General features: G+C 72.3%; 24 protein-coding genes and 1 pseudogene. 6 read left to right on the top strand and 19 right to left on the bottom strand.

Features of this window, described 5'->3' with window-relative positions; translation table 11 throughout:
- Positions 1-45: 45 nt before the first annotated feature.
- Complete coding sequence (locus M1O15_RS28115; RefSeq protein ID WP_248637012.1) at positions 46-912, bottom strand: menaquinone biosynthetic enzyme MqnA/MqnD family protein; 867 nt, start codon at positions 910-912, stop codon at positions 46-48.
- Between the two features lie 260 nt (positions 913-1,172).
- Here M1O15_RS28115 and M1O15_RS28110 point away from each other — a divergent pair, with 260 nt between their 5' ends.
- Positions 1,173-1,376 carry a cold-shock protein gene (locus tag M1O15_RS28110; protein ID WP_008738468.1) on the top strand — a complete coding sequence of 68 codons (204 nt, stop codon included), beginning with the start codon at positions 1,173-1,175 and terminating at the stop codon, positions 1,374-1,376.
- A 134-nt stretch (positions 1,377-1,510) separates the two neighbouring features.
- Positions 1,511-1,918 (top strand): DnaJ family domain-containing protein, encoded by a 408-nt coding sequence (locus tag M1O15_RS28105; protein ID WP_248637011.1) that lies wholly within the window; start codon positions 1,511-1,513, stop codon positions 1,916-1,918.
- Positions 1,919-1,933: 15 nt separating this feature from the next.
- Here the strand turns inward: M1O15_RS28105 and M1O15_RS28100 are convergent, their stop codons facing one another.
- From M1O15_RS28100 to M1O15_RS28090, 3 genes are all read right to left on the bottom strand, one after another.
- A complete protein-coding gene (locus tag M1O15_RS28100; protein ID WP_248637010.1) occupies positions 1,934-2,542 on the bottom strand; it encodes a dihydrofolate reductase family protein in 609 nt (202 codons plus the stop codon).
- A gap of 73 nt (positions 2,543-2,615) precedes the next feature.
- Complete coding sequence (locus M1O15_RS28095) at positions 2,616-4,538, bottom strand: AMP-dependent synthetase/ligase (RefSeq protein WP_282577350.1); 1,923 nt, start codon at positions 4,536-4,538, stop codon at positions 2,616-2,618.
- A 16-nt stretch (positions 4,539-4,554) separates the two neighbouring features.
- Complete coding sequence (locus tag M1O15_RS28090) at positions 4,555-5,817, bottom strand: acetyl-CoA C-acetyltransferase (RefSeq protein ID WP_248637018.1); 1,263 nt, start codon at positions 5,815-5,817, stop codon at positions 4,555-4,557.
- A 74-nt stretch (positions 5,818-5,891) separates the two neighbouring features.
- Between M1O15_RS28090 and M1O15_RS28085 the strand changes: the two genes are divergently transcribed.
- The gene (locus M1O15_RS28085; RefSeq protein ID WP_248637008.1) at positions 5,892-7,208 is read left to right on the top strand and encodes a 3-oxoacyl-ACP reductase; all 1,317 of its coding nucleotides are present in this window, start codon (positions 5,892-5,894) and stop codon (positions 7,206-7,208) included.
- A 3-nt stretch (positions 7,209-7,211) separates the two neighbouring features.
- Entirely contained in the window at positions 7,212-8,033 is an 822-nt protein-coding gene (locus tag M1O15_RS28080; RefSeq protein ID WP_248637007.1) for a MaoC family dehydratase, read from the top strand.
- 351 nt (positions 8,034-8,384) lie between these two features.
- Here M1O15_RS28080 and M1O15_RS28075 read toward each other — a convergent pair whose 3' ends face one another.
- The 7 genes from M1O15_RS28075 to M1O15_RS28045 all read right to left on the bottom strand — a co-directional run bounded on the left by M1O15_RS28075 (position 8,385) and on the right by M1O15_RS28045 (position 14,675).
- Entirely contained in the window at positions 8,385-9,011 is a 627-nt protein-coding gene (locus M1O15_RS28075; RefSeq protein ID WP_282577364.1) for a TetR/AcrR family transcriptional regulator, read from the bottom strand.
- A gap of 276 nt (positions 9,012-9,287) precedes the next feature.
- Positions 9,288-10,634 carry a dicarboxylate/amino acid:cation symporter gene (locus M1O15_RS28070; RefSeq protein WP_248637006.1) on the bottom strand — a complete coding sequence of 449 codons (1,347 nt, stop codon included), beginning with the start codon at positions 10,632-10,634 and terminating at the stop codon, positions 9,288-9,290.
- 412 nt (positions 10,635-11,046) lie between these two features.
- The gene (locus M1O15_RS28065) at positions 11,047-11,367 is read right to left on the bottom strand and encodes a DUF4229 domain-containing protein (RefSeq protein ID WP_308282415.1); all 321 of its coding nucleotides are present in this window, start codon (positions 11,365-11,367) and stop codon (positions 11,047-11,049) included.
- An 89-nt stretch (positions 11,368-11,456) separates the two neighbouring features.
- A complete protein-coding gene (locus M1O15_RS28060) occupies positions 11,457-11,981 on the bottom strand; it encodes a GNAT family N-acetyltransferase (protein ID WP_248637005.1) in 525 nt (174 codons plus the stop codon).
- Between the two features lie 90 nt (positions 11,982-12,071).
- Positions 12,072-13,235: an aminofutalosine synthase MqnE gene (gene mqnE / locus M1O15_RS28055; RefSeq protein WP_248637004.1), complete on the bottom strand. Its 1,164-nt coding sequence runs from the start codon at positions 13,233-13,235 to the stop codon at positions 12,072-12,074.
- Positions 13,236-13,343: 108 nt separating this feature from the next.
- Positions 13,344-13,799, bottom strand: coding sequence for an Lrp/AsnC family transcriptional regulator (locus tag M1O15_RS28050; protein WP_105869286.1), 456 nt, complete (start codon positions 13,797-13,799; stop codon positions 13,344-13,346).
- 141 nt (positions 13,800-13,940) lie between these two features.
- Positions 13,941-14,675, bottom strand: coding sequence for a UbiX family flavin prenyltransferase (locus M1O15_RS28045; RefSeq protein WP_248637003.1), 735 nt, complete (start codon positions 14,673-14,675; stop codon positions 13,941-13,943).
- Between the two features lie 128 nt (positions 14,676-14,803).
- On the opposite strand from M1O15_RS28045, the gene M1O15_RS28040 reads away from it, so the two are divergent.
- Complete coding sequence (locus M1O15_RS28040; protein WP_248637002.1) at positions 14,804-15,433, top strand: rhomboid family intramembrane serine protease; 630 nt, start codon at positions 14,804-14,806, stop codon at positions 15,431-15,433.
- A gap of 22 nt (positions 15,434-15,455) precedes the next feature.
- Here M1O15_RS28040 and M1O15_RS28035 read toward each other — a convergent pair whose 3' ends face one another.
- The 4 genes from M1O15_RS28035 to M1O15_RS28020 form a co-directional block, all read right to left on the bottom strand.
- Positions 15,456-16,025 carry a Uma2 family endonuclease gene (locus M1O15_RS28035; protein WP_248637001.1) on the bottom strand — a complete coding sequence of 190 codons (570 nt, stop codon included), beginning with the start codon at positions 16,023-16,025 and terminating at the stop codon, positions 15,456-15,458.
- 95 nt (positions 16,026-16,120) lie between these two features.
- The gene (gene mqnP / locus M1O15_RS28030; RefSeq protein WP_248637000.1) at positions 16,121-17,047 is read right to left on the bottom strand and encodes a menaquinone biosynthesis prenyltransferase MqnP; all 927 of its coding nucleotides are present in this window, start codon (positions 17,045-17,047) and stop codon (positions 16,121-16,123) included.
- Entirely contained in the window at positions 17,044-17,502 is a 459-nt protein-coding gene (locus M1O15_RS28025; protein WP_282577360.1) for a hypothetical protein, read from the bottom strand. Before M1O15_RS28025 ends, mqnP begins: the two co-directional genes overlap by 4 nt.
- Positions 17,503-17,513: 11 nt before the next feature.
- Positions 17,514-18,965 (bottom strand): menaquinone biosynthesis decarboxylase, encoded by a 1,452-nt coding sequence (locus tag M1O15_RS28020; protein WP_248636998.1) that lies wholly within the window; start codon positions 18,963-18,965, stop codon positions 17,514-17,516.
- Positions 18,966-19,054: 89 nt separating this feature from the next.
- On the opposite strand from M1O15_RS28020, the gene M1O15_RS28015 reads away from it, so the two are divergent.
- Positions 19,055-19,486 carry a PLD nuclease N-terminal domain-containing protein gene (locus M1O15_RS28015; protein WP_248636997.1) on the top strand — a complete coding sequence of 144 codons (432 nt, stop codon included), beginning with the start codon at positions 19,055-19,057 and terminating at the stop codon, positions 19,484-19,486.
- Positions 19,487-19,505: 19 nt separating this feature from the next.
- Here M1O15_RS28015 and M1O15_RS28010 read toward each other — a convergent pair whose 3' ends face one another.
- The 4 genes and pseudogenes from M1O15_RS28010 to M1O15_RS27995 all read right to left on the bottom strand — a co-directional run bounded on the left by M1O15_RS28010 (position 19,506) and on the right by M1O15_RS27995 (position 24,103).
- Positions 19,506-20,042 carry an SRPBCC domain-containing protein gene (locus M1O15_RS28010; protein WP_248636996.1) on the bottom strand — a complete coding sequence of 179 codons (537 nt, stop codon included), beginning with the start codon at positions 20,040-20,042 and terminating at the stop codon, positions 19,506-19,508.
- A 71-nt stretch (positions 20,043-20,113) separates the two neighbouring features.
- Positions 20,114-21,193 (bottom strand): c-type cytochrome biogenesis protein CcsB, encoded by a 1,080-nt coding sequence (ccsB, locus tag M1O15_RS28005; protein WP_248636995.1) that lies wholly within the window; start codon positions 21,191-21,193, stop codon positions 20,114-20,116.
- Positions 21,194-21,582: 389 nt separating this feature from the next.
- Positions 21,583-23,361: pseudogene (gene resB / locus M1O15_RS28000) on the bottom strand (cytochrome c biogenesis protein ResB); the annotation flags it as partial.
- Between the two features lie 4 nt (positions 23,362-23,365).
- Entirely contained in the window at positions 23,366-24,103 is a 738-nt protein-coding gene (locus M1O15_RS27995) for a cytochrome c biogenesis CcdA family protein (RefSeq protein WP_248636994.1), read from the bottom strand.

The following is a 24,103-nucleotide window of genomic DNA, read 5'->3' as shown; positions in this document are numbered from 1 at the left end:
CCCCCCCACCCAGCGGCCATTGCCCCCGTGTATTCCCCTCGGATGTCAGAGGGCGCCCAGCAGTTCCACCCGGACGTCCGCCGGGAAGCCTGTCGTCGGCCCGGTGCGCCGGGCGAACTCCCTTACCCCGGCGAGCTGCTCGGCGGCGAAGCGGAAGTCGAGGGTGGTGAAGTAGCGTTCCAGCAGTTCGGCGTCGAACGCCTCCCAGCGGGCGGCCTGCTCGGCCACCTTGGCGACCTCCTCCAGCGAGAGGTCGCGGGAGGCGAGGAACGCCTCGTGCACCTGGCGCACCGTCTCGGGCTCGCGGGCCAGGTAGTCCCGGCGCACCGCCCAGACCGCGAAGACGAACGGCAGCCCGGTCCACTCCTTCCACAGCTGCCCGAGGTCGTGGACCTGGAGCCCCAGCCGCGGCGCGTCATGGAGGGAGGCCCGCAGGGCGGCGTCGCCGATCAGCACGGCGGCCTCGGCCTCCTGCATCATCGTGCCGAGGTCCGGGGGGCAGCTGAAGTAGTCCGGCGCCACCCCGTACCGCTCGGCCAGCAGCAGCTGCGCCAGGCGCACGGAGGTGCGCGAGGTGGAGCCGAGGGCCACCCGGGCCCCGTCCAGCTCGGTCAGCGGGCGCTGGGAGACGATCACACAGGACATGACGGGCCCGTCGCAGCCGACCGCCAGATCCGGGAAGGCGACCAGCTCGTCGGCGTGCCGCAGGTACTCGACGAGGGTGACCGGGCCGATGTCGAGATCACCGCGCACCAGCTGCTCGCTGAGCTTCTCCGGGGTGTCCTTGGTGAGCTCCAGGTCGAGGAGCGTTCCGGTGCGGGCGAGGCCCCAGTACAGGGGCAGGCAGTTCAGGAACTGGATGTGCCCGACGCGCGGCCGGCTGGGCTGGGGGTCGTCGGTTGAATTGTCCACGACTCAACAGGCTAGACCCGTCGGCGTCCCGACCCGCCCAGGGGGCACCGGTCAGCCCACATGAACTCCGTCAAACATCCGGGTGAAGTGATCTTTCCCTCTACCCATGCGCGCACCGTGCGTGCTACGCTCATCGCAAGTTGCAGTTTGGTTTCCCTTGCAGTACAGAGCCTGCGGAGCATGTGACCCGCAGGCTTTTGTAATTTTCAGACTTGTTTCAGGTTCTGGAGCAGGGCGACCCTTTGGCCCAAGGAGGGCTTATGGCTACCGGAACCGTCAAGTGGTTCAACGCTGAAAAGGGCTTCGGCTTCATCGCCCAGGACGGCGGCGGCCCGGATGTCTTCGTCCACTACTCCGCGATCAACGCCTCCGGCTTCCGCTCCCTCGAGGAGAACCAGCTGGTGAACTTCGACGTCACCCAGGGCCCGAAGGGCCCGCAGGCGGAGAACGTCACCCCGGCCTAGTTCGGCCGGGTCGTGATCGCCACGACGTAGCAGTACCCAAGGAGCCCCTTCCGCGTTCGGCCTTCCCGGCCGGCCGGCGGGGGCTCCTGCCTTTCCCGGCCCCCCAATTTCCGGGCCGCCCTACCCTTGGCCTCATGACCGAACGCAAACCGCCCGGTGTGAGCTTCGAGTCCTTCGTCGACCGGCAGATCCGCGAGGCGTCCGAGCGCGGCGACTTCCGCGCCCTGCCCGGCTTCGGCAAGCCGCTGGCCGACGACTCCGCCCCCTACGACGAGCAGTGGTGGGTCAAGGACAAGATGCACCGCGAGGGCGTCTCGGTCCTGCCGCCCGCCCTGGCCCTCCGCAAGGAGGCCGAGGACGCCTTGGCCGCCACCGCCACCGCCCGCACCGAGGCCGAGGTCCGCCGCCGTCTGGAAGCGGTCAACGAGAAGATCACCACCGCCCTCCGCCGCCCCCCACCGGGCCCGCCCCTGGGCCTGGCCCCCTTCGACGTGGACGCGGCGGTCCGGGAGTGGCGGGAGGCCCGGGAGGAGGGCGGCTGAGGCCGCGCGTACGGCCTACCGCTCCCCGTACCGCACCCGGTACCGCAGATGCGTCACCCGGTCGCCCTCGGCGATGGAGAGGGGGCCGTCCAGGGTGTAGGGGGCGTTCGCCGGGGTGGTGAAGAAGGGGGTGCCGGCGCCGAGGATGACGGGGACCAGGTCGACGCAGACCTCGTCCAGGAGGCCCGCCTCCAGGGCCTGGGTGGCGATGGTGCCGGAGTTGAGGACCACGTTCTTGTCGCCGGCCAGTTCGCGGGCGACGGCGACGGCGCGTTCGATGCCGCCCTCGGTGACGACGTGGAAGGGGGCGTCGGCGCGGGGCCAGCCGTCGGGGACGGAGTGGCTGAGCAGGACGACCGGGACGTCCATGGGGTGGCGGCCGCCCCACCCCTCCACGTGGTCGAAGAGCGTGCGGCCGACCACCAGTGCCCCGGTCTCGGCGATCAGCCGGTGCCAGTAGGTGGAGCTGACCTCGGTGAGGCGGAAGGTCAGCTCGGGGTCGGCGGTCTCCACCACCACGTCGCCCCGCTCGTACCACTGGAACAGCAGGTCGAAGCCGCTGAAGTCGGGGCCGGAGACATATCCGTCCAGGGACATGCTGGCCTCGGTCATCACCTTGGTCATGGTCCTGCTCCGTCCGCGGTCGGGTCCTGTTCCTCGCGTTTCCCGAAGGGTGGACCGGGGGCGGGGGCGGAAGTCATCGGCCGGCGGGAGGTTTCCCCCGTCCGGCGTACAGCGCGGCTATGTCGTCGGCGAAGTCCCGGGCGATCGCCGCCCGCCGCAGCTTGAGCGAGGGCGTGAGGTGGCCCGCGTCCTCGGTGAAGTCGGCGGTCAGCACCCGGAAGGCGCGGATGGACTCGGCGCGGGAGACCAGCCGGTTGGCGTCGTCCACCGCCCGCTGGAGCGCGGCCAGCAGCTCGGGGTCGGTGACCAGCTCGCGGAGCGATACCTCGTCCTTCTTGTGCATCCGGCGCCAGTGGGCCAGGCCGTCCGGCTCCAGGGTGAGCAGGGCGGTGACATAGGGGCGGTCGTCGCCGACGACCATGCACTGGGAGACCAGCGGATGGGCGCGCAGCCAGTCCTCCAGCGGGGCCGGGGCCACGTTCTTGCCGCCCGAGGTGACGATGATGTCCTTCTTGCGGCCGGTGATGGTGAGGTAGCCGTCCTCGTCCAGCGCGCCCAGGTCGCCGGTGGGGAACCAGCCGTCGCGGTCGGTGGCCGGCACGACCGTACCGCTCCCGGCGTCCCAGTAGCCGGTGAAGACGTGCTCCCCGCCGAGCAGCACCTCCCCGTCCGGCGCGATCCGCACCGAGGTGCCCGGCAGCGGCCAGCCGACCGTGCCCATCCTGGGCTTCAGCGGCGGGGTGACCGTGGAGGCGGCGGTGGTCTCGGTCAGCCCGTACCCCTCGAAGATGTCGATCCCGGCGCCCGCGTAGAAGGAGGCCAGCCGCCGCCCGAGCGGGGAGCCGCCGCAGATCGCGTACCGCACCTTGCCGCCGAGCGCCGCGCGGATACGGCGGTAGACCAGCGGGTCGTAGAGCGCCCGGGCGGCCCGCAGGGCGAAGGACGGCCCCGGCCCGGTGCCGTGCTGGGCGGCCTCCACGGCCTCGCCGTAGCGGCGGGCGATGGCGGCGGCCCGGTCGAAGGAGGAGGCCCGGCCCATCTTCTCGGCGGTGGCCCGGCCGGTGTTGTAGACCTTCTCCAGGACGTACGGGATGGCCAGCAGGAACGTCGGGCGGAAGCCGGCCAGGTCGGCGAGGAGGTCGTCGGTCTGGATGGACGGGGCGTGGCCCAGCCGCACCCGGGCGCGCAGGCAGCCGATGGCGACCATCCGGCCGAAGACATGGCTGAGGGGGAGGAAGAGCAGGGTGGCGGCGGGCTCGGCGCTGACCGACTTGAAGACCGGGTGGAGCAGTTCGACGGCGTTGTCCACCTCGGCGAAGAAGTTGTTGTGGGTGAGCACGCAGCCCTTGGGGCGGCCGGTGGTGCCGGAGGTGTAGATCAGGGTGGCGACCGACCGCGGGTCGAGCCCGGCCCGGCGGGCGGTGACCACCTCGTCGGGGACGTCCTTGCCGGCCGCCTTCAGGGTGTCCACGGCCCCGGTGTCCACCGCCCACAGCTCGCGCAGCCCGGGCAGCTGCCGCCGCTCGGCGCTGATCAGCCGGGCCTGCGCGGTGGACTCCACCACACAGCCCGCGGCGCCGGAGTCCTCCAGGATCCAGCGGGCCTGGAAGGCGGAGGAGGTGGGGTAGATGGGCACGGTGATCAGCCCGGCGGCCCAGGCGGCGAAGTCGACCAGCGTCCACTCGTAGGTGGTACGGGCCATCAGGGCGAGCCGGTCGCCGGGGCGCAGCCCGGTCGCGACCAGGCCCTTGGCCACGGCCAGCACCTCGGCGGCGAAGGCCTCCGCCGTGACGTCGGTCCACCGGCCCTCGGCGTCCTTGCGGCTGATGACGGCGTCCGAGGGGGCCTCGCGGGCGTTGGTGAAGGGGATGTCGGCGAGTGACCCCTCCGTGACGGGCGCCACCAGCGGGGGGACGGAGACCTCGTGCACCGCGCCCTCCACATGGCGGCGGTGCGGCGGGATGAGCTGGACGGTCACGTGCGGCTCCTTCGTCATGGGGGGATACGGGGCCTCAGGGGCGTTCGAGGATGGCGGTGACCCCGAGGCCGCCGGCCGCGCAGATCGAGATGAGACCGCGTCCCGGGCGGTCCCGCTCGGCCAGCAGCGCGGCGAGGGTGGCGGTGATCCGGGCCCCGGTCGCCGCGAACGGATGTCCGGTGGCGAGCGAGGAGCCCGCCGCGTTGAGCCGGGCCCGGTCCACCGGCGCCAGCCCCTGCTTCTCCCAGGCGGCGAGGGTGGCCAGCACCTGGGAGGCGAAGGCCTCGTGGATCTCGACCAGGTCGAAGTCCTCGATCCCGAGCCCGGCCCGCTCCAGCAGCCGGGGCACCGCGTACGCCGGGGCCATCAGCAGCCCGTCCTCGCCGTGCACATGGTCCACCGCCCCGCTCTCGTACAGCGTGAGGTAGGCCTGCGGCGCCAGTCCGCGCGCCTCGGCCCACTCCTCGCTCGCCAGCAGCACCACCGCGGCACCGTCGGTGAGCGGCGTGGAGTTGCCGGCCGTCATGGTGGCGCCCGGCTGGTCGGTCCCGAACACCGGCCGGAGCCGCGCCAGTTGCTCCACCGAGGAATCCGGGCGGAGGTTCTGGTCGCGGGTGAGCCCGCGGTAGGGCACCACCAGCGGGTCGAAGAAGCCCCGTTCGTACGCGGCGGCCAGCCGTCGGTGGCTGGTGGCGGCCAACTCGTCCTGCTCCACCCGGCCGACGCCGGAGGCCCGGGCGGTGCGCGCGGCGTGCTCGCCCATGGAGAGCCCCGTGCGCGGCTCGGCGTTGCGCGGGATCTCGGGGACGAGATGCCCCGGGCGTACGCGGGCCAGCGCCCGTATCCGCGCGGCGGTGCCCTTCGCCCGCCTGGCCTCCAACAGGATGCGGCGCAGACGGTCGTCGACCCCGAGCGGGGCGTCGCTGGCGGTGTCGGCGCCCCCGGCCACCGCGGCGTCCACCGCCCCCAGGGCGATCTTGTTGGCGGCGGCGATCACCGCCTGGAGCCCGGTGCCGCAGGCCTGCTGGATGTCGTACGCCGGCGTACGCGGGTCCAGCTTGGAGCCGAGCACGGTCTCCCGCGCCAGATTGAAGTCCCGGCTGTGCTTGAGCACCGCCCCGGCGACGAACTCGCCGACCGCGCCCCGCCCTTCGAGCCCGTACCGCTCGACCAGACCGTCCAGGGCGGCGGTGAGCATCTCCTGGTTGGAGGCGGTGGCGTACGGCCCGTCGGAGCGCGCGAACGGGATACGGCTGCCGCCGATGACGGCGACCCTGCGAGGCGTTCCCGGCGGCATCATCTCGACCAGCTCCTGACCTCTGAGTAACCTTACTCTGGAGTAAATCTACGACCGGGCAGGGAGCTTCGACAATGGCCGACCGCTATCTGCGTCTCACCAGCACCGCACCGGGCCGCTTTCTGACCCGGCGCCTCGGACTGCCCCAACCCACCCCGCTGCGCCGGTGGTCCGAGCGGACCCCCGCCCTGGACGGCCCGCTGCTGCACCTCACCGCGGGCCCCAAGGGCCTGGACGGGCTGGCCGACACCGCGACCCGCGCGGGGCTCCCACCCGCCTCCGGCACCCCCGGCGAGCGGTACGCCGCCGTCCTGCTGGACGCCACCCACCTCGCCACCCCCGCCGACCTGGCCGAGGTGCACACCGCCCTCCACCCGGTCGTCCGGCGGCTCGCCCCCAGCGGCCGGATCGTCCTCGCCGGTGCGCCGCTCTCGGCCGCCGACCACCATCAGGCAGCCGCCCAGCAGGCGTTGGAGGGGTTCGTCCGCTCCCTGGGCAAGGAGATCGGCCACGGCAGCACCGTCAACCTCCTCCGGCTCACCGACCCGGCCGCCGCCGAGTCCACCCTCCGCTTCCTGCTCTCCCCCAGGTCCGCGTACCTCAGCGGCCAGGTCCTCGACACCACCGGCACCCTCCCCACCTCTCCGGGCGACCCCGCCCGCCCCCTCGCCGGCCGCACCGCCCTCATCACCGGCGCCGCCCAGGGCATCGGCGCCGCCGTCGCCACCGCCCTCGCCCGGGACGGGGCCCATGTCCTCTGCCTCGACGTCCCCGGCGCCCAAGCCGCCCTCACCCGCACCGCCGAACGCCTCGGCGGCACCCCGCTCCCCCTCGACATCACCGCCCCCGACGCCGCCGAGCACATCGCGTCCGCCGCCCCCGACGGCCTGGACGCCCTGGTCCACAACGCGGGCATCACCCGCGACCGCCGGCTGGCCAACATGCCCGCCGAGCGCTGGAACACCGTCCTGGACGTCAACCTCGCCGCCGTCCTCACCACCACCGACGCGCTGCTGGCCACCGGGGCGATACGCCGGGGCGGCACCGTGATCGCCACCGCCTCCATCGCGGGCATCGCCGGCAACACCGGCCAGACCAACTACGCGGCGAGCAAGGCCGGGATCATCGGCCTGGTCCGCGCCCTCGCCCCCCGCGCCGCCGCCGAGCACGGCGTCACCGTCAACGCGGTCGCCCCCGGGTTCATCGAGACCCGGATGACCGCCGCGGTCCCCCTGCTCATCCGGGAGGCGGGCCGCCGGATGAACTCCCTCGCCCAAGGCGGACTGCCCGAGGACGTCGCCGAGACCACCGCCTGGCTCGCCGACCCCGCCTCCGCCGCCGTCAACGGCCAGGTCATCCGGGTCTGCGGGCAGTCCCTGCTGGGGGCGTGACCCATGAGCCTCCCCCTCACCCTGGCCACCGGCGCCCTGCGCTCCCCCTTCAAGCGGCTCCCGCCGACCCCCGCCGCCCTCAGCCACACGGCGCGGCTGCACCGCCCGGCCGTCCGCCCCGACCCCCACCGCCTCCACACCTACAACCACCTCTGCGGCTACGGCACCGCCGAAACGATCCCCCTCCCCTACCCCCACCTCCTGGGCTTCCCCCTCGCCATGCGCCTGATGGCCGCCCCCGCCTTCCCCCTCCCACTGCTCGGCCTGGTCCACACCCGCATCACCCTCACCCGCCACCACCCCCTCACCCCCGACGCCCCCCTGGACCTCACCGTCCACGTCACGGGCCTCTCCCCCCACCACCGGGGCACCGAAGCCACCGTCACCACCGAGGCCCACTCCCCCGACGGCACCCTGCTCTGGGACTCCACCAGCGCCTACCTGGCCCGCCACCCCACCCCCGACCAGGACCAGGAGCGCACCGACCGGTCGGCCCCCGCTCCCCTCCCCGCCCTCGCCGAATGGCGGCTACCACCCGACCTCGGCCGCCGCTACGGCGCCGTCTCGGGCGACCGCAACCCGATCCACCTCCACCCCCTGACCGCCCGCCCCTTCGGCTTCCGCCGCCCCATCGCGCACGGCATGTACACCCTCGCCCGCTGCCTCTCCCAGCAGCAACTACCGGACGCGGTACGGGTGGAGGCGACCTTCACCGCCCCCGTACCCCTCCCCGCCACGGCCGTGTACGCCGCCGACAACCAGGCCTTCGAGCTCCGCGCACCCGACGGCCGGGCACACCTGCGGGGCACGGTGACGATCCCGTAGACGACCCGGAGGCCATCAGCCACGGTGATACGGGTCAGCCGCCCACCGGTCGGGTGGGGGTACGCAGGGTCGCGCGCGCAGCGGCCGAGCGTAATGAGGCGGTGAGACTGACCGTCGAACGGTCAGCGCGAGCCGCGAGCACGTGAGCCCGGAGTGCCCACGCCCCCACCCACCGAACCGCGGACCCGACCACCGAAGCCGCATCCGGCCACCGGACCGCCACCGCAACAGACCCACCCGCGCCAGCGAACCCACCGGGCAGCGGTCCGGACACCGGCGGCGCAAGCTGCCCACCGCGGCAGCGAACCCACCGGTCCTACGGCCGAACACCGGCGGCGCCAGCCGCCCACGTCAGCGCGACCACCGACGCCCCTCCATCAACCCGCCCAGCCCCGTCCAGGCGAAGTTCATCAGCATCCCCGCCGCCTCCTTCGCCGTGACCCCCGGATTCTGGTTCGCCCAGTCGGCCAGCGACTCCGCCGCGCCGACCAGGGCGTGGGCCAGCCCGGAGAGGTCGCGGTCGGTGAAGGCGGGGTCCTGGCGGGCATCGCGCGCGGCGACGCCGATCAGCCCGGTGACGAAGGCGACCAGCTCGTCCCGCATCGCCGCCACCTCCGCGGCGAAGGGCTCCCCATGGGTGCGGGCCTGCTGGTGCAGGACCGCCCAGCCGTCCGGGTGCTCGGCGGTGTGCGTGAAGAAGGCGGTGAGCCCCGCCCAGAGCTGCCCGTCAGCCGAGAGGCACGGCTCCCCTTCGGCACCGTCCACCCCGGCCCGTACCGCCGCGACCAGCGCGGCCGCCTCCCGCCGGATGCAGGCGGTGAACAGCTCCTCCTTGGAGTTGAGGTACAGATACACCAACGGCTTCGAGACTCCCGCGAGTTCGGCGATCTCGTCCATGGAGGCGGCCCGGTAGCCCCGCTGCCCGAAGGTGCGCACCGCCGCGTCCATCATCTGCCGCTCGCGCACCGCCCGCGGCATCCGCTTGCCCCGGACCCCCGGCACACCCCCGCCGACACCGCCGTCCCCATTACTCTCGCCCACGCCAGCCCGTCCTTCCCGCCCCGCGTCCCCGCGTCTCCGCGGCCCCACGGCCGCGCACCCGCACTTCCGCCGCCCGTACCGACCGGTAAGCGTACGGGTCGCGGCAACCGATCGCACCGGTATGCGAACAGGCGCCCCCGCCGCGAAGAGCGGCAGGGGCGCCTGTCAGGGTCGGTCACACAAGGAGAACGTGCCGAACGCGCGGCACGCGCGCTACGCCGCGGCCGGCACCGCCGCGCCCGGACGGCTGTCCTCGGACTCGGGCTCGCGCTCGTCCACCGGGGAGGACGTGGCGCTGTCGTAGGCCTCGCGGTCGAGGATGTTCTCGCGGGCGGCGACGATCACCGGGACCAGCGCCTGCCCGGCCACGTTGGTGGCGGTGCGGATCATGTCCAGGATCGGGTCGATCGCCAGCAGCAGGCCGACGCCCTCCAGCGGCAGGCCCAGCGTGGACAGGGTCAGCGTCAGCATGACCGTCGCGCCGGTGAGGCCCGCGGTGGCGGCGGAGCCGACGACCGAGACGAAGGCGATCAGCAGGTAGTCGCTGATGCCCAGCTGCACGTCGAAGATCTGCGCGATGAAGATCGCGGCCAGCGCCGGGTAGATCGCGGCGCAGCCGTCCATCTTGGTGGTGGCGCCGAACGGGACGGCGAAGGAGGTGTACTCCTTGGGCACGCCGAGGCGCTCGGTGACCCGCTGGGTGACCGGCATGGTGCCGACCGAGGAGCGGGAGACGAAGGCCAGCTGGATGGCGGGCCAGGCACCGCGGAAGAACTGGATCGGGTTGACCTTGGCGACGGTGGCCAGCAGCAGCGGGTAGACGCCGAAGAGGACCAGCGCGCAGCCGATGTAGACGTCGGCGGTGAAGGTGGCGTACTTGCCGATCAGGTTCCAGCCGTAGTCGGCGATGGCGTAGCCGATGAGGCCGACGGTGCCGATCGGGGCGAGTCGGATGACCCACCACAGGGCCTTCTGCAGCAGCGCCAGCACGGACTCGCTGAAGGTGAGGATGGGCTGTGCCTTCTCCCCGAGCTTCAGCGCGGCGATACCGGCGACGGCGGCCATGAAGACGATCTGCAGGACGTTCAGCTCGGTGAACGGCGTGATGACGTCGGTGGGGATGATCCCGGTGAGGAAGTCCAGCCAGGAGCCGGCGTTCTCGGGCTTCTTGCCGTCGGCCGGGGTGAGGCCGGTGCCGGCACCGGGGTTGGTGAGCAGGCCGATCGCGAGGCCGATGGCGACCGCGACCAGTGAGGTGATCATGAACCAGAGCAGGGTGCGGGAGGCCAGCCGGGCCGCGTTGTTGACCTTGCGGAGGTTGGTGATGGACACCAGGATCGCGAAGAAGACGAGCGGGGCGACGGCCAGCTTCAGCAGCTGGACGAAGATCGAGCCCACCTGGTCGAGGGTGGTGTAGAGCCAGGACACCTCGTAGCTGCGGGTGATCCAGCCGAGCAGGACGCCGAGGACGAGGCCGGCGACGATCTGGGCCCAGAACGGGACCTTGGGCAGCCGGCGCCTGGGGGCCGGCGCGGGGGTCGCGGTGGGCTCGGGGCTCACGGAGGCGGAGCTCGCGGACGCGGACAACGGACACACTCCAGTGCTGCGTATCGGGGAAATACGGGGAGGGGTGCGGCGCTCTCGCGATGAGGGTGGATGAGGGGGTGGCGCCGCTGCGATGCCGGTTCAGATGGAGGCGCGGCAACAGACCGCGGACATACAGCGGCAGAGATCGACGTGCAGGCGCGCCACGAGCGGGGTGCTCGCGGCGTCTTCGCGGAGGCGCACTGCGGTCGTCATGCCCTCACGGTAACACCCGTACTTTGAGAAGCTCAAAGGACTTCTTTGGGGTAGGAACGAAGGCCGAAAGGGCGGAGGAACACCAACACCCCAGGCAAAAGCGGAGCTTCTGCGCTGGGGTGCGGGGTGGACATCGGCCGGGCGTGACAGAGGTCACGACCTCGGCGGCAGGTCAGGAGGTGACGCTGTCCTCGCGGCTGCGGTTGGCCTCCAGGCGCGCCTTGGCGGTGTCGACCTGCTCGACGATCCGCTGGGACATGGCGTCGCGCTGCTTGCGCAGCAGGACGAAGGAGAGCGGGGCGGAGACCACCAGCGAGAGCAGCAGCACCCACAGCAGGTTGGAGTCGCCGAGGCCGCGCGGGAGCACACCGGCGTAGACCAGGCCCCAGACGGCGAGGAAGCAGCCGGCGAACACGCCGAAGCGCATCAGGGTGTAGCGGAGAGTGGCGCTCTTCCTGGTTTCGGCAGCGGCAGCGGCATCGGCAGCGGGCACGGCTGGGCCTCTTCCTTCCGGTGTTCCTTCTCATGGCGGTGCGGGGTACCGCCCGTCCAGTGAAGCACGTCCGCTTTGGAACACTTCGGTCAGCCCAGGGGCAGCAGCATCAGGATGTCGTCGCGGTCGTCGCCGTCGGCGACCCGGATGGCGCCGGGCACCCGGCCGACCTCGCGGTAGCCGCAGGCGGCGTAGAACCGTTCGAGGCCGAGGCCGCCCCGGCAGCCGAGCCGGATCGCCTCGATGGAGTCGAAGCCGCGTACCGCCTTCTCGGCCGCCGCCATCAGCTCCCGCCCGTACCCCTTGCCCTGGTGGGCGGGGTGGACCATCACGGTGTGGAGCCAGACCCAGTGGCGCATCAGCCGGTGGGTGTTGAAGGCGATGAAGGCGGTCGCGGCCACCGCGCCGTGCTCGTCCCGGCCGACCAGCAGCCGGTCGCGGCCCTCGGAGAGCGCGGTGAGGTGGCGCACCCACTCGGGGCGGATGTCCTCGGGAGTGACGGGCGGGACGAAACCGACGGCGCCGCCCGCGTTGGTGACGTCCGCCCACAGGGCGAGCACTCCGTCGCGCAGCGCGCCGTCCACCGGCGGGTCCAACTGGAAGGTGAGCGGCATGCCCCGACCCTAACCGGGCCCGTCGACCCGACCGGGCCCGTGGCCGGACCCCGACCGTGACCGGGGCCGCGGACCCGCCCCCCGGCGGCTTCAGACCCGCATCGGCTGCGGGGACTCGCGGCGGTCGGCGTCCGGGCCCGGGTACTCGCGGATGATCTCGTAGCGGGTGTTCCGCTCGACCGGGCGGAAACCGGCGTCCCGGATGAGGTCCAGCAGGTCGTCGCGGGTCAGCTTGTTCGGGGTGCCGTAGTTGTCGGCGTCATGGGTGATCTTGTACTCGACCACCGAGCCGTCCATGTCGTCGGCGCCGTGCTGGAGCGCGAGCTGCGCGGTCTGCACCCCGTGCATGACCCAGAAGACCTTCACATGCGGGACGTTGTCGAAGAGCAGCCGGGAGACGGCGAAGGTCTTCAGCGCCTCCGCCCCGGTCGCCATGGTCGTCCGCGCCTGGAGCTTGTTGCGGACCTTGCCGTCCTGCATGTCCACGAAGTCGTGCTGGTAGCGCAGCGGGATGAAGACCTGGAAGCCGCCCGTCTCGTCCTGGAGCTCGCGCAGCCGCAGCACATGGTCCACCCGGTGCCGGGGCTCCTCGATGTGCCCGTACAGCATGGTGGACGGGGTCTTCAGGCCCTTCTCGTGCGCCAGGCGGTGGATGCGGGACCAGTCCTCCCAGTGGGTGCGGTGGTCCACGATGTGCTGGCGGACCTCCCAGTCGAAGATCTCCGCGCCGCCGCCGGTCAGCGACTCCAGGCCGGCCTCGATCAGCTCGTCCAGGATGTCCGAGGCGGACATGCCGGAGATGGTCTCGAAGTGGTGGATCTCGGTGGCGGTGAAGGCCTTCAGCGAGACGTTCGGCAGCGCCTCCTTGAGGGCGCTGAGCGAGCGCGGGTAGTAGCGCCAGGGGAGGTTGGGGTGCAGCCCGTTGACGATGTGCAGCTCGGTGAGGTTCTCGTTCTCCATCGCCTTGGCGAGGCGGACGGCCTCCTCGATGCGCATGGTGTACGCGTCCTTCTCGCCCGGCTTGCGCTGGAAGGAGCAGTACGCGCAGGACGCGGTGCACACGTTGGTCATGTTGAGGTGGCGGTTGACGTTGAAGTGCACCACGTCACCGTTCTTGCGGGTGCGCACCTCGTGGGCGAGGCCGCCCAGCCAGGCCAGGTCGTCGGACTCGTAGAGGGCGATGCCGTCCTCGCGGGTCAGCCGCTCCCCGGACCGGACCTTCTCCTCCAGCTCGCGCTTGAGCCCCGCGTCCATATCCGGCCGCCTCTCCTACGTGTGTCGTGTCTGCCGCGTCTACCTGCGTCTGCCCGCGTCCACCCGCGTCTGTCCTGATCGGGCCGTCCCCACGGTACTCCCCGGGGGTCACTCCTCCTCGGGCAGCTCCCCGACCCGGTTCTCCCACTTGGTGGAGAGCACGATGGTGGTACGGGTACGGGAGACGCCCCGGGTGCCGGAGAGCCGGCGGATGGTCTTCTCCAGCCCGTCCACGTCGCTGGCCCGCACCTTGAGCATGTACGAGTCGTCGCCGGCGATGAACCAGCAGTCCTCGATCTCGGCCAGGTCCTTCAGCCGGCGCGCCACGTCCTCGTGGTCGGCGGCGTCGGAGAGCGAGATGCCGATCAGCGCGGTGACGCCGAGGCCGAGCGAGGCGGAATCCACGGTGGCCCGGTAGCCGGTGATGACCCCCGCGGCCTCCAGGCGGTTGATCCGGTCGGTGACGGAGGGCCCGGAGAGCCCGACGAGCCGGCCGAGCTCGGCGTACGAGGCGCGACCGTTCTCCCGAAGGGCCTGGATGAGCTGCCTATCCACGGCGTCCATAGACGTGAAGCCTTCCATTGTTCATCGATCCGGCAGGACAAGTGTAGAAAGAAAGGCGACCCGGCGATCACGCGCGGTGCGCGCCCGGCCCCGCGGGCGTGACGGAGGCACCGAAGCAGTCCCGTACGGGGTGCGGAGGCGTCAGCCGCGGGACTCCCCCGGCCCCGACTCCGGCTCCCGGGCCGAGCCGCCGCCCAGCTCCCCCTTCCAGCGCCGGTACAGCCCGTGTTCCACGCCCGCCGCGTCCAGCACCCGGCCGGCCACGAAGTCCACCAGGTCCTGGATGTGGGTGGCGCCCGCGTAGAACGCCGGGGAGGCCGGCAGCACCACGGCGCCCGCCTCGTCCAGCGCCACCAGGTGCCGGAGCGTCTGGCCGTTCAGCGGGGTCTCCCGCACCGCCATCACCAGCGGGCGGCGCTCCTTGAGGGTCACGCTGGCGGCCCGCTGGAGCAGGTCCTTGGAGAGGCCGAGCGCCACGCCCGCCACACAGGCGGTGGAGGCCGGCACCACCAGCATCCCCTTGACCGGGTACGAGCCGGAGGACGGCCCGGCCGCGAGGTCGCCCGCCGCCCAGTGCCGTACCGCGTCCACGTCCACGTCGAAGGTGCCCGGCTTGCCGTCCGCCCCGCGCGCCAGCCACTCCCGCAGGTCGTCCTGCCAGTGGGCGTCGCGGAAGGCGATCCGGGTCTCGTCCAGCAGGGTCAGCCGGGAGGCCCGGGACACCACCAGGTCCACGCTCTCCCCGGCCGCGAGCAGCCCCCGCAGCACGGCGGCGGCGTACGGGGTCCCCGAGGCCCCGGACACGCCGACGACCCAGGGCACACGCGGGCCGCTGACGGAGCCGGCGGTGGGGCCGGTGGCGGGGCTGCTGGTCATGGCCCCGAGCCTATCCGCCGGCCCGGCACCCCGGACGCGCGGTGCGCCGCGCGAGGGAACCACCCACCCCGCCCGCACGTTCCCCCCACACAGGACCGCGACGACCGCGCCGCCGCGAGGGGGTTCCCATGGCACGGGCACGGACGACGACCGGCGAGCTCACCGGCTGGAGGCACGTCTCCCGGGCGAAGGCCGCCGCCTGGCTGATGGCGGGCTGGATCGCCCTGCTCTGGGCCCTGGAGTTGGTGGACACGGCCACCGGGCACGCCCTGGACGGCTACGGGGTCAGCCCGCGGGACACCGGCGAGCTGCGCGACATCGTGCCCTCCGCCTTCCTCCACTACGGCTTCGACCATCTGATGGCCAACACCATCCCGCTGGCCGTGATGGGCTTCCTGGCCGCGCTCGGCGGCATCCGCCGCTTCCTGGGCGTCGCCGCGCTGATCATCGTCGCCGACGGCCTCGGCGTCTGGCTGGTCTCCCCCGAGTACAGCGTCACCGCGGGCGCCTCCGGCCTGGTCTTCGGCCTCTTCGGCTACCTGGTCGCCCGCGGCTTCGTGGACCGCAGCGCCCCCGACATCGTGGTCGGCCTGCTGGTCGGCGCGATCTGGGGCGGCTCCATCTGGTTCGGCATATCCCCCGGCCAGGACGGCGTCAGCTGGCAGGGCCACCTCTTCGGCCTGGCCGCCGGCATCCTGGCCGCCTTCGTCTTCCGCCGCCGGGCGCCCCGTAAGGCGGCCCCGCCGACCTACGTCTGAGGCCGGCGGAGCCGAGTGCCGGTCAGGAACGACGGGCGTTGGGATCGATCGGGAAGTCCGTCGTGTCGACCACCAGTCGGCCCAGCTCACCGTCGATGGTCACCGTCTTGCCGTAGGGCACGGTGTCCCGGCCGCGGTAACCCTCGGGGCCGGGATTCCAGTGCACGCGGCACTGCCCCCTGTACGGATCGAAGATGACGTAATGCGGAATGCCACGCCGTGCGTAGGCCTCGTCCTTCACCTCGTAGTCGTGTCGCACGCTGCTGGGCGACACGACCTCCATCACCAGCCGGATCAGCTCGGGAGGGTAAGCGCTGAGGTTCTTCGCCTGTTCCGCCTTGGGGATCACCGCCATGTCGGGGCAGTACTCGTTGTCACCGTCGAACGGAACCACTACGTCGCTGATAAAGGCCCAGTCCCGCGACAACTGCGGCTTGAGCGCGTCCCTGATCTCCCAAATCGTCTCCTGGTGGTACGGCTTCACCGGACTCATCATGATGTTGCCCTCGACAATCTCTGTCCGGTAACCGGGGAACATGTCCTCGAACCGGCTGAGCTGCGAGTGCAGGCGGTCGCTCTCCGAGATGGTCACGTCAGCCTCCCTTCCGTGCACTCGATGGTAGGCCGGACGCTAGCGACACGGTGAGGAGTCGAACTCCTCGTTCCTCGGCCGCTCACCCCTCCGGGCTACCCCCGCAGCCCCCGGACGACCAGGTCCAGCAGGGCGCAGGCGAAGAGGGCGATGCCGATGAAGCCGTTGACCGTGAAGAAGGCGCGGTTGAGGCGGGAGAGGTCGTGGGGGCGGACGATGGTGTGCTCGTAGACGAAGGCGGCGGCGACGACGAGGAGGCCGAGCCAGAAGAGGAGGCCCGCGCCGGTGAGCAGGGCGTACCAGACGAGCAGCCCGGTGGTGATCACGTGGGCGGCGCGGGCGCCGTGGAGGGCGGCGGGGATGCCGTAGCGGGCGGGGACGGACTTCACCCCGTGGGCGCGGTCGGCCTGGACGTCCTGGCAGGCGAAGATGAGGTCGAAGCCGCCGATCCAGACGCCGACCGCGAGGCCGAGGACCACCGCGTCCCAGGACCAGGCGCCGGTGACCGCGATCCAGGCGCCGACCGGGCCCATGGCCTGGGCCAGGCCCAGGATGGCGTGCGGGAAGTTCGTGAACCGCTTGCCGTAGGGGTAGACCACCATGGGCACGACGGCGATGGGGGCGAGGGCCAGGCACAGCGGGTTGAGGAGGGCGGCGGCGCCGAGGAAGACGGCCAGGGCGAGCAGGGCGCCGGTCCACGCGGAGCGGACCGAGACCGCGCCGGTGACCAGTTCGCGGCTCGCGGTGCGCGGGTTCCGGGCGTCGATCTCCCGGTCGATGATCCGGTTGCAGGCCATCGCGAAGGTGCGCAGGCCCACCATCGCCACGGTGACCAGCAGGAGTTCCAGCCAGTGCACGGAGCGGTCGGCCTCGAACATGGCGGTCAGCGCTGCGATGTAGGCGAAGGGCAGTGCGAAGACCGAGTGCTCGATCATCACCAGCCGGAGGAAGGACTTCACCTTGCCGGCCGGCTGCGGCCGGGGCGCGGGACCGGAGCTGACGACTCCGTCGGCGGTGGTCACGCGAGGCTCTCCAGGAAGGCGTCGAGGTCGGTCAGCAGGGCGGCGACGGGCAGCGGTCCGGTCTCCACGGTGACCGGGGCGGCGTCGTCGCCGGGCGGGGTGAGGCGGGCGGTGAAGGCGTACGCGTCCGGGCCGGCCGGGCGGGCGTCCAGCCGCAGTACGGCGCCGCCGTCCACGGTGAACGGCCCGGCGGAGGCGCCCAGTTCGGCGCGCAGCTGCTCGGCGAAGCCGGCCGGCTCGGTGTTCCGTACGCCGGGCAGGTCGAAACCGTCGCCTTCGCCGTCCCCGGTCTCGTAGAGCACCGCCCAGGTGTCCCCGGGCCCGGCGAACTCGGCCGGGTCGACGCCCGCCTCGGCGGCGGCCCGGATCACGTCGGGGTCGGCCGGGTCGAGCTCGGGGCGGACGAAGGCCACATAGGCGTCCTCGCCGCCGAGGAAGAGGGCCGGGCCGGCCATCGGGGAGCCGCTCACAGTCCGTACTCCTTCCAGCGCCGGTCCACCGTGGCCGCCGTCTCCGGGTCGGACACCACCATCTCGGGCCAGCCGCCGTCCCGGGTGTAGCCCTCCTCGGGCCACTTGGCGGTGGCGTCGATACCCGCCTTGCCGCCCCAGAACTGCTGGTAGGAGGCGTGGTCCAGATGGTCCACCGGCCCCTCGACCACGGTGAGGTCGCGGGCGTAGTCGGTGTTGCCCAGCGCCCGCCAGGACACCTCGTGCAGGTTGCGCACGTCGCAGTCGGCGTCGACCACGACGATCAGCTTGGTCAGCGACATCATGTGGGCACCCCAGATGGCGCTCATCACCTTCTGCGCGTGCTTGGGGTACTTCTTCTCGATCGAGACGATGGCGCAGTTGTGGAAGCCGCCGGACTCGGGGAGGTGGTAGTCCACGATGTCCGGGACGATGATCTTGAGCAGGGGGAGGAAGAAGCGCTCGGTGGCGCGGCCCAGCGGGCCGTCCTCGGTCGGCGGCCGGCCCACCACGATGGACTGGAGCAGCGGCCGGCGGCGCATGGTCACGCAGTCGATGGTCAGCGCGGGGAACGGCTCCTGCGGGGTGTAGAAGCCGGTGTGGTCGCCGAACGGCCCCTCGGGGAGGGTCTTGCCGGGCTCCAGCCAGCCTTCCAGCACCACCTCGGCCTGCGCCGGCACCTGGAGCGGCACGGTCTTGCAGTCGACCATCTCGATCCGCTTGCCCTGGAGGAACCCGGCGAACAGGTACTCGTCGATGTCCTCCGGCAGCGGCGCGGTGGAGGCGTAGGTGACGGCGGGCGGCGCCCCGAAGGCGATGGCGACCGGCAGCCGCTCCCCGCGCCGGGCGGCCACCTGGTAGTGGTTGCGGCTGTCCTTGTGGATCTGCCAGTGCATCCCGATGGTGCGCCGGTCGTGCCGCTGGAGCCGGTACAGCCCGAGGTTGCGGATGCCGTTCTCGGGGTGCCGGGTGTGGGTGAGCCCCAGGTTGAAGAAGGAGCCGCCGTCCCCGGGCCAGGTGAACAGCGCCGGCAGCGCGTCCAGGTCGACGTCCTCGCCGGTGAGGACCACCTCCTGGACGGGGGCGTCCTTCACCTTCCTCGGCGGTACGTGGGCCATCGCGCCGAGCTTGCCGAAGGCCTCGCGCACCCCGGTGAAGCCGTGCGGCAGTTCGGGGCGGAGCAGCCCGCCGATCTTCTCGCCGATCTCGTCGTAGGACTTCAGGCCCAGGGCCTTCAGGGTGCGGCGGTCGGTGCCGAAGACGTTCATCGCCAGCGGCATGGACGAGCCGCGCACGTTCTCGAAGAGCAGGGCCGGGCCGCCGGACTTCTGCACCCGGTCGACGATCTCCCCGACCTCCAGGTACGGATCGACTTCGGCCTTGATGCGCTTGAGGTCGCCGTCGCGCTCCAGCGCCCTGAGCAGCGAGCGAAGATCGTCGTAAGCCATGGGGTCCAGTATCCGCCACCGGCTACGCTGGCTCTGTCACCGGGGCTGTCGCGACACGGCCCGCCGCTGCTTCCAGGGGGCTGTCCCACATGCTCAGGGCGCTCATGTTCATCCTGCCGCTGGCGCTGACGATCTACGCCTTCATCGACTGCCTGAACACCTCGGAGGAGGAGACCAAGCACCTGCCGAAGGTGGCCTGGGTCTTCATCATCCTGCTGTTCTGGATCGTGGGCCCGATCGTCTGGCTGGTCGGCGGCAAGGCCCGCACCGGGCCCCGACCGTCCGGCGGCCGCGGGACCAGGGGCGCAGGCGGTGGCTGGGTCGCGCCGGACGACAACCCGGAGTTCCTGAAGTCGCTGGGCGGCGACCGCCCGGCCGCCCCGCGCGAGGACCGCGAGGACGAGCCCGCTCCTGAGCCCGCTCCCGAGCCCGCTCCCGAGTCCGGGAAGGACGCCCGGCCGGCGGACGAGCAGGGTGGCGGCGGCCCGGCCGACGGCGGCCCGGGCCCCTCGAAGTCCTGATGCCCGCGCGGGACACGGCTCAGGAGGCGTCGAAGTCGCGCGCCTCGTAGTCGTCGCGCAGTCCCTGCCAGCGCTCGGTGGACCAGGCCGCCCAGTCGGTGCGGTGGCCGTCCAGATGGGCGGCCAGGTGCAGGAAGTGGTCGTGCCAGCAGGCCAGCCGGTCCAGCCGCTGCTCCTCGGTGCCCCGGAACTCGTTGGTGAAGCGCAGCACGGTGCTGCCCGGCCCCTCGCCCGGCTCCAGCCGGAAGCGCATCCGGCCGTGCGGCCCCACCGTGTACTCGGCGACCCGCTCCGGGTCCCAGGCCGTCACCGTCCCGCTCTCGGCGGGCCCGGGGGCCGCCGTGCGGTCGGGCGGGGTCAGCCAGCGCAGTGCGACCTCGCCGCCGAGGCGGGGCTGGAGCCCCCGGGACTCGGCCAGCCAGTCGCCCAGCCCGCCGGGGGTGGTGAGCGCCAGCCAGACCCGCTCGCCGGGGTGCGGCAGCGGCACGGCGAAACGGAGGGTGTGCCGGTCGCCGCGGGTCTCCGTCTCACCGGGCGGCAGCAGCGTGGGGGCCATGCCTCCAGCGTCCCGCGCCGCCCGGCCGCGCGCTACCGCGCCTCCGCCGGAGCGGTCTCACACCCCGGCGATCACACCCCGGCGTAGGAGTGCTTGCTGTTCACGAAGATGTTCACGCCGTAGTAGTTGAAGAGGAAGCAGGCGAACGCGATGAGCGCGATGTACGCCGCCTTGCGGCCCTTCCAGCCGGCGGTCGCCCGGGCGTGCAGATACGCGGCGTAGGCGACCCAGGTGATGAAGGACCAGACCTCCTTGGCGTCCCAGCCCCAGTAGCGGCCCCAGGCGTCGCCGGCCCAGATGGCGCCCGCGATGATGGTGAAGGTCCACAGCGGGAAGATCGCCGCGTTGACCCGGTAGGCGAACTTGTCCAGGGACGCGGCGGCCGGCAGCCGCTCCAGCACCGAGCGGGCGAAGGCGCTCGGCGAACCGCCGCCCGCGAGCTTGCTCTCGTAGGAGTCGCGGAACAGGTAGAGCAGGGTGGCGACCGCGCCCAGGTAGAAGACGGCCCCGCAGAAGATCGCGGTGGAGACGTGGATCCACAGCCAGTACGAGTGCAGCGCCGGGACCAGCTGGTCGCTCTCGGTGTAGAGCCAGGTGGTGGCGATGCCGAGGTCCAGCAGGACGGTGGTGACCAGCGGCAGGCCCATCCAGCGGACGTTCTTCCTCGCCAGCAGGAAGCCGAGGTACGCGCCGACCGCCACCGTGGAGAAGGTGGTGGAGAACTCGTACATGTTGCCCCAGGGGGCCCGCTGCACCGAGATCGCGCGGGTGACCACGCCGGCCGCCTCCACCAGGAAGGCGAGCGTGGTCAGCGAGACGGCGATCCGCCCGTACAGGTCGCCCTGCTCGTCCCCGCCGGCCGCGCCCGGACCGTCCGGCACGTCCCGCGCCCCGCCGGCGGAGCGGGTGACCACCTTGGGGCGGTCCAGCACCGCCGTGCCGCCCGCGGCCTTCACCTGGGGGACGGCGGCCGGGGCGGCGGTACGGGCCGGGGTGAGCGCGGCGGCGGTGCGGCCGACCCTGCTGCGGCTGCCGAGGACCCATTCGGCGATATGCGCCAGGAAGGCGAGGGTGTAGACGGCCATCGACGAGTAGATGAGCACATTGCTCATCTCCGCGAGGCTCTCGTTGGTCGCGGCGGCGAGATTCACTTCTCAGCCCCTTCTTCGGCGGGGTCGACGGAGTCTGCGGGGGCCGCCGGGTCGGCGGCGGAGGCGGCGGCACGGGTGGGCTTGCCCGGGGTGGGGGACCCGGCGGGGTCTGCGGCGGGACGGGCGGGCTTGCCCGAGGCGGCGGAACCGGCGGAGTCCGCGGCGGGACCGCCGGAGCGGGCGGGCTTGCCCGGGGCAGGGGGCCGGGCGGAGTCCGCAGGGGTGACGGCGGAGTCGGCAGAGTCGGCGGCGGGCTCAGCGGGACCAGCCGGGGACGCGGCGTCCGGATCTGCCGCTTCCGGATCGACGGCTTCCGGGGCAGCCGCTTCAGGGTCGGCCGCTTCCGGGGCGACCGCTTCCGGGGCGGCGGCTTCCGGAGCAGCCGCTTCCCGGTCGGCCGCTTCCCGGTCGGCCGCTTCGGGGGCGGCGGCTTGCGGCTCCTCGCCCACGAGGGCATCCGTAGCGTCTCCGCCCCCGGGGCCCTCGGCCGCCGGTACGGTCGGGGCCACGGCGTGGAGCCGGGCGGCCAGTTCGGCCAGCTCCTCGGGGAGCTTCGCGGACTCGCTGCGGCCCAGGCCCGCCATCTCCACGACGGTCACCCCGTCGGGACCGGCGGTGGCCCGTACCCACACCCGGCGGCGCTGGATGAACAGCGAGCCGGCCAGACCCGCGATCGCGGCGATCGCCCCGGCCAGCGCCAGGCCGTTGCCGGGCTGCTGGGAGATCTGGAAGCTGGCCCACTCCTTGATCTCCTTCTCGAAGGTCACCGAGCCGGCGCCGTCGGGCAGCTTCATGGTCTCGCCGGGCAGCAGGGTCTGCTTGAAGACGTCGCCGTTCTTGTCCTTGAACGGCTTCAGCTTGCTGCGATCGAGCTGGTAGACGTTCTGCGGCAGCCCGCCGTTGACCCGCAGGTCGCCGTGGTAGGCGCCGAGGTTGAGGGCGGGGAAGGCCAGGCCCGGGAACTGGCTGAACATCTGGCCGTGGCCCTTGCCCGCGTACGTCGGCACGAAGAACGCCGGCAGGCCCAGCTGCTCCTTCTCGCCCTTCTTGTCGCGGTAGCCGTCCATCACCTTGATCACACCGGTGGAGGTGATGTTGTTGTCCACCGGCAGCAGCGGCACCGCGCCCTTGAAGACGACCTCGCCGCGCGGATCGCGGACGGTGACCACCGGGGCGTAGCCGTGGGAGATCAGGTACACCTTGGTGCCCTCGACCACCAGCGGCTCGTTGACCTTGATCCTGCCCTTCTTGTCCGGGCCGCCGGGCACCGAGTAGCTCACGTCCGCCTCGAAGGTGCGGGGCGTGCCGCGCTGCGGGCCGCTCGTCTCGTAGGTGCCGCTGAACTGGTCCAGGGTGAAGCTGAACGGGGCCAGGTCGTCGTTGTCGAAGAGGGAGCCGGAGCGGAAGTCGTCGTAGAGCGGCAGCGTGTTGGAGAAGCCGTCGCCCTCCACGACCAGCTTGCCGCCCTCGGACTTGAAGAGCTGGCCGGTGGCGAAGGCGACCAGCATCACGATCAGCGCCACATGGAAGAGCAGGTTCCCGGCCTCGCGCAGATAGCCCTTCTCGCCGGCGACCGAGCCCTTGGCGCGGTGCGCCCGGTAGCGGCGGCCCTTCAGCAGCCGCAGCGCGGCCTCGTCGACCTGCTCGGGCGTGGCCTCGGTGTGCCAGGTGGTGTACGCCGGGAGGCGGGTGAGGCGCTTGGGGGCGGCCGGCGGGCGGCCGCGGAGCTGGCCGACGAACTGCCAGCTGCGGGGCACGATGCAGCCGATGAGGGAGACGAACAGCAGGATGTAGATCGCGGAGAACCACACCGAGCTGTAGACGTCGAAGAGCTGGAGCTTCTCGTAGAGCGGGGTGAGGCCGGGGTGGGCGGCCTTGAAGTCCTGGACCTTCATCTCGTCCACGCCGTTCTGCGGGATGAGCGATCCCGGGATGGCGCCGAGGGAGAGCAGGAAGAGCAGGATCAGCGCGACCCGCATGGAGGTCAGCTGCCGCCAGAACCAGCGCAGCCAGCCGATCGGCCCGAGCGTCGGGCCGCCGGTGGAGGTGTCCTCCCGGGGGGCGGTGGACAGCTGGGCGCCGGCCTCGGCCTCGGAAGCCGTTTCGGCCTCGGAAGCCGCCTCGGCCTCGGAGGCGCGGTTCACGGCGCTCGTGTCGGTCTTGCTCATCGGACTAGATCCCCACCTGGAAACCGTTGGACCACACCTGCATCTGCTGCACCAGGGTGTCCCACACACCTGTGAGGAGCAGCAGTCCGGTCGCGATCATCATGGCGCCGCCGATCCTCAGCACCCAGGCGTAGTGCCGCTTGACCCAGCCGAAGGCACCGAGCGCCTTGCGGAAGGCGATGGCCGCGAGGACGAACGGTACGCCCAGACCGAGGCAGTACGCGAAGGTGAGCAGCGCCCCGCGCCCGGCGCTGGCCTGGTCGGAGGCGAGACCGAGGACGGTGCCGAGGGTCGGGCCGATGCACGGGGTCCAGCCGATGCCGAACAGGGCGCCCAGCAGCGGCGCCCCGATCAGCCCGGTGGCGGGCTTGTGGTGGAAGCGGAACTCGCGCTGGGTGAACCAGGGCATCAGCCCGGCGAAGAAGACGCCCAGCAGGATCATCAGCACACCGAGGATGGTGGTGAGGGTGCCCCGGTACTCCTGGAGGGTGGTGCCGAAGTAGCCGAAGAGGGCGCCGCCGGAGACGAAGACGGCGGTGAAGCCGAGGACGAACAGCGCCGCTCCGGCGGTCATCCGGCCGCGGCGGGCCTCGGCCAGGTCGGTGCCGGTGACCCCGGTCACGTACGACAGGTAGCCGGGGACCAGCGGCAGGACGCACGGGGAGAAGAAGGACACCAGCCCGGCGAGCAGGGCGATGGGCAGCGCGAGCAGCAGCGCACCGCTGTAAACCGTCTCGGTCAT

The organism is Streptomyces lichenis, assembly GCF_023218175.1.
GTDB lineage: Bacteria > Actinomycetota > Actinomycetes > Streptomycetales > Streptomycetaceae > Streptomyces > Streptomyces lichenis.
The sequence above is the reverse complement of the archived record's forward strand: the minus strand, read 5'-3'. Positions and strand labels throughout refer to the sequence as shown.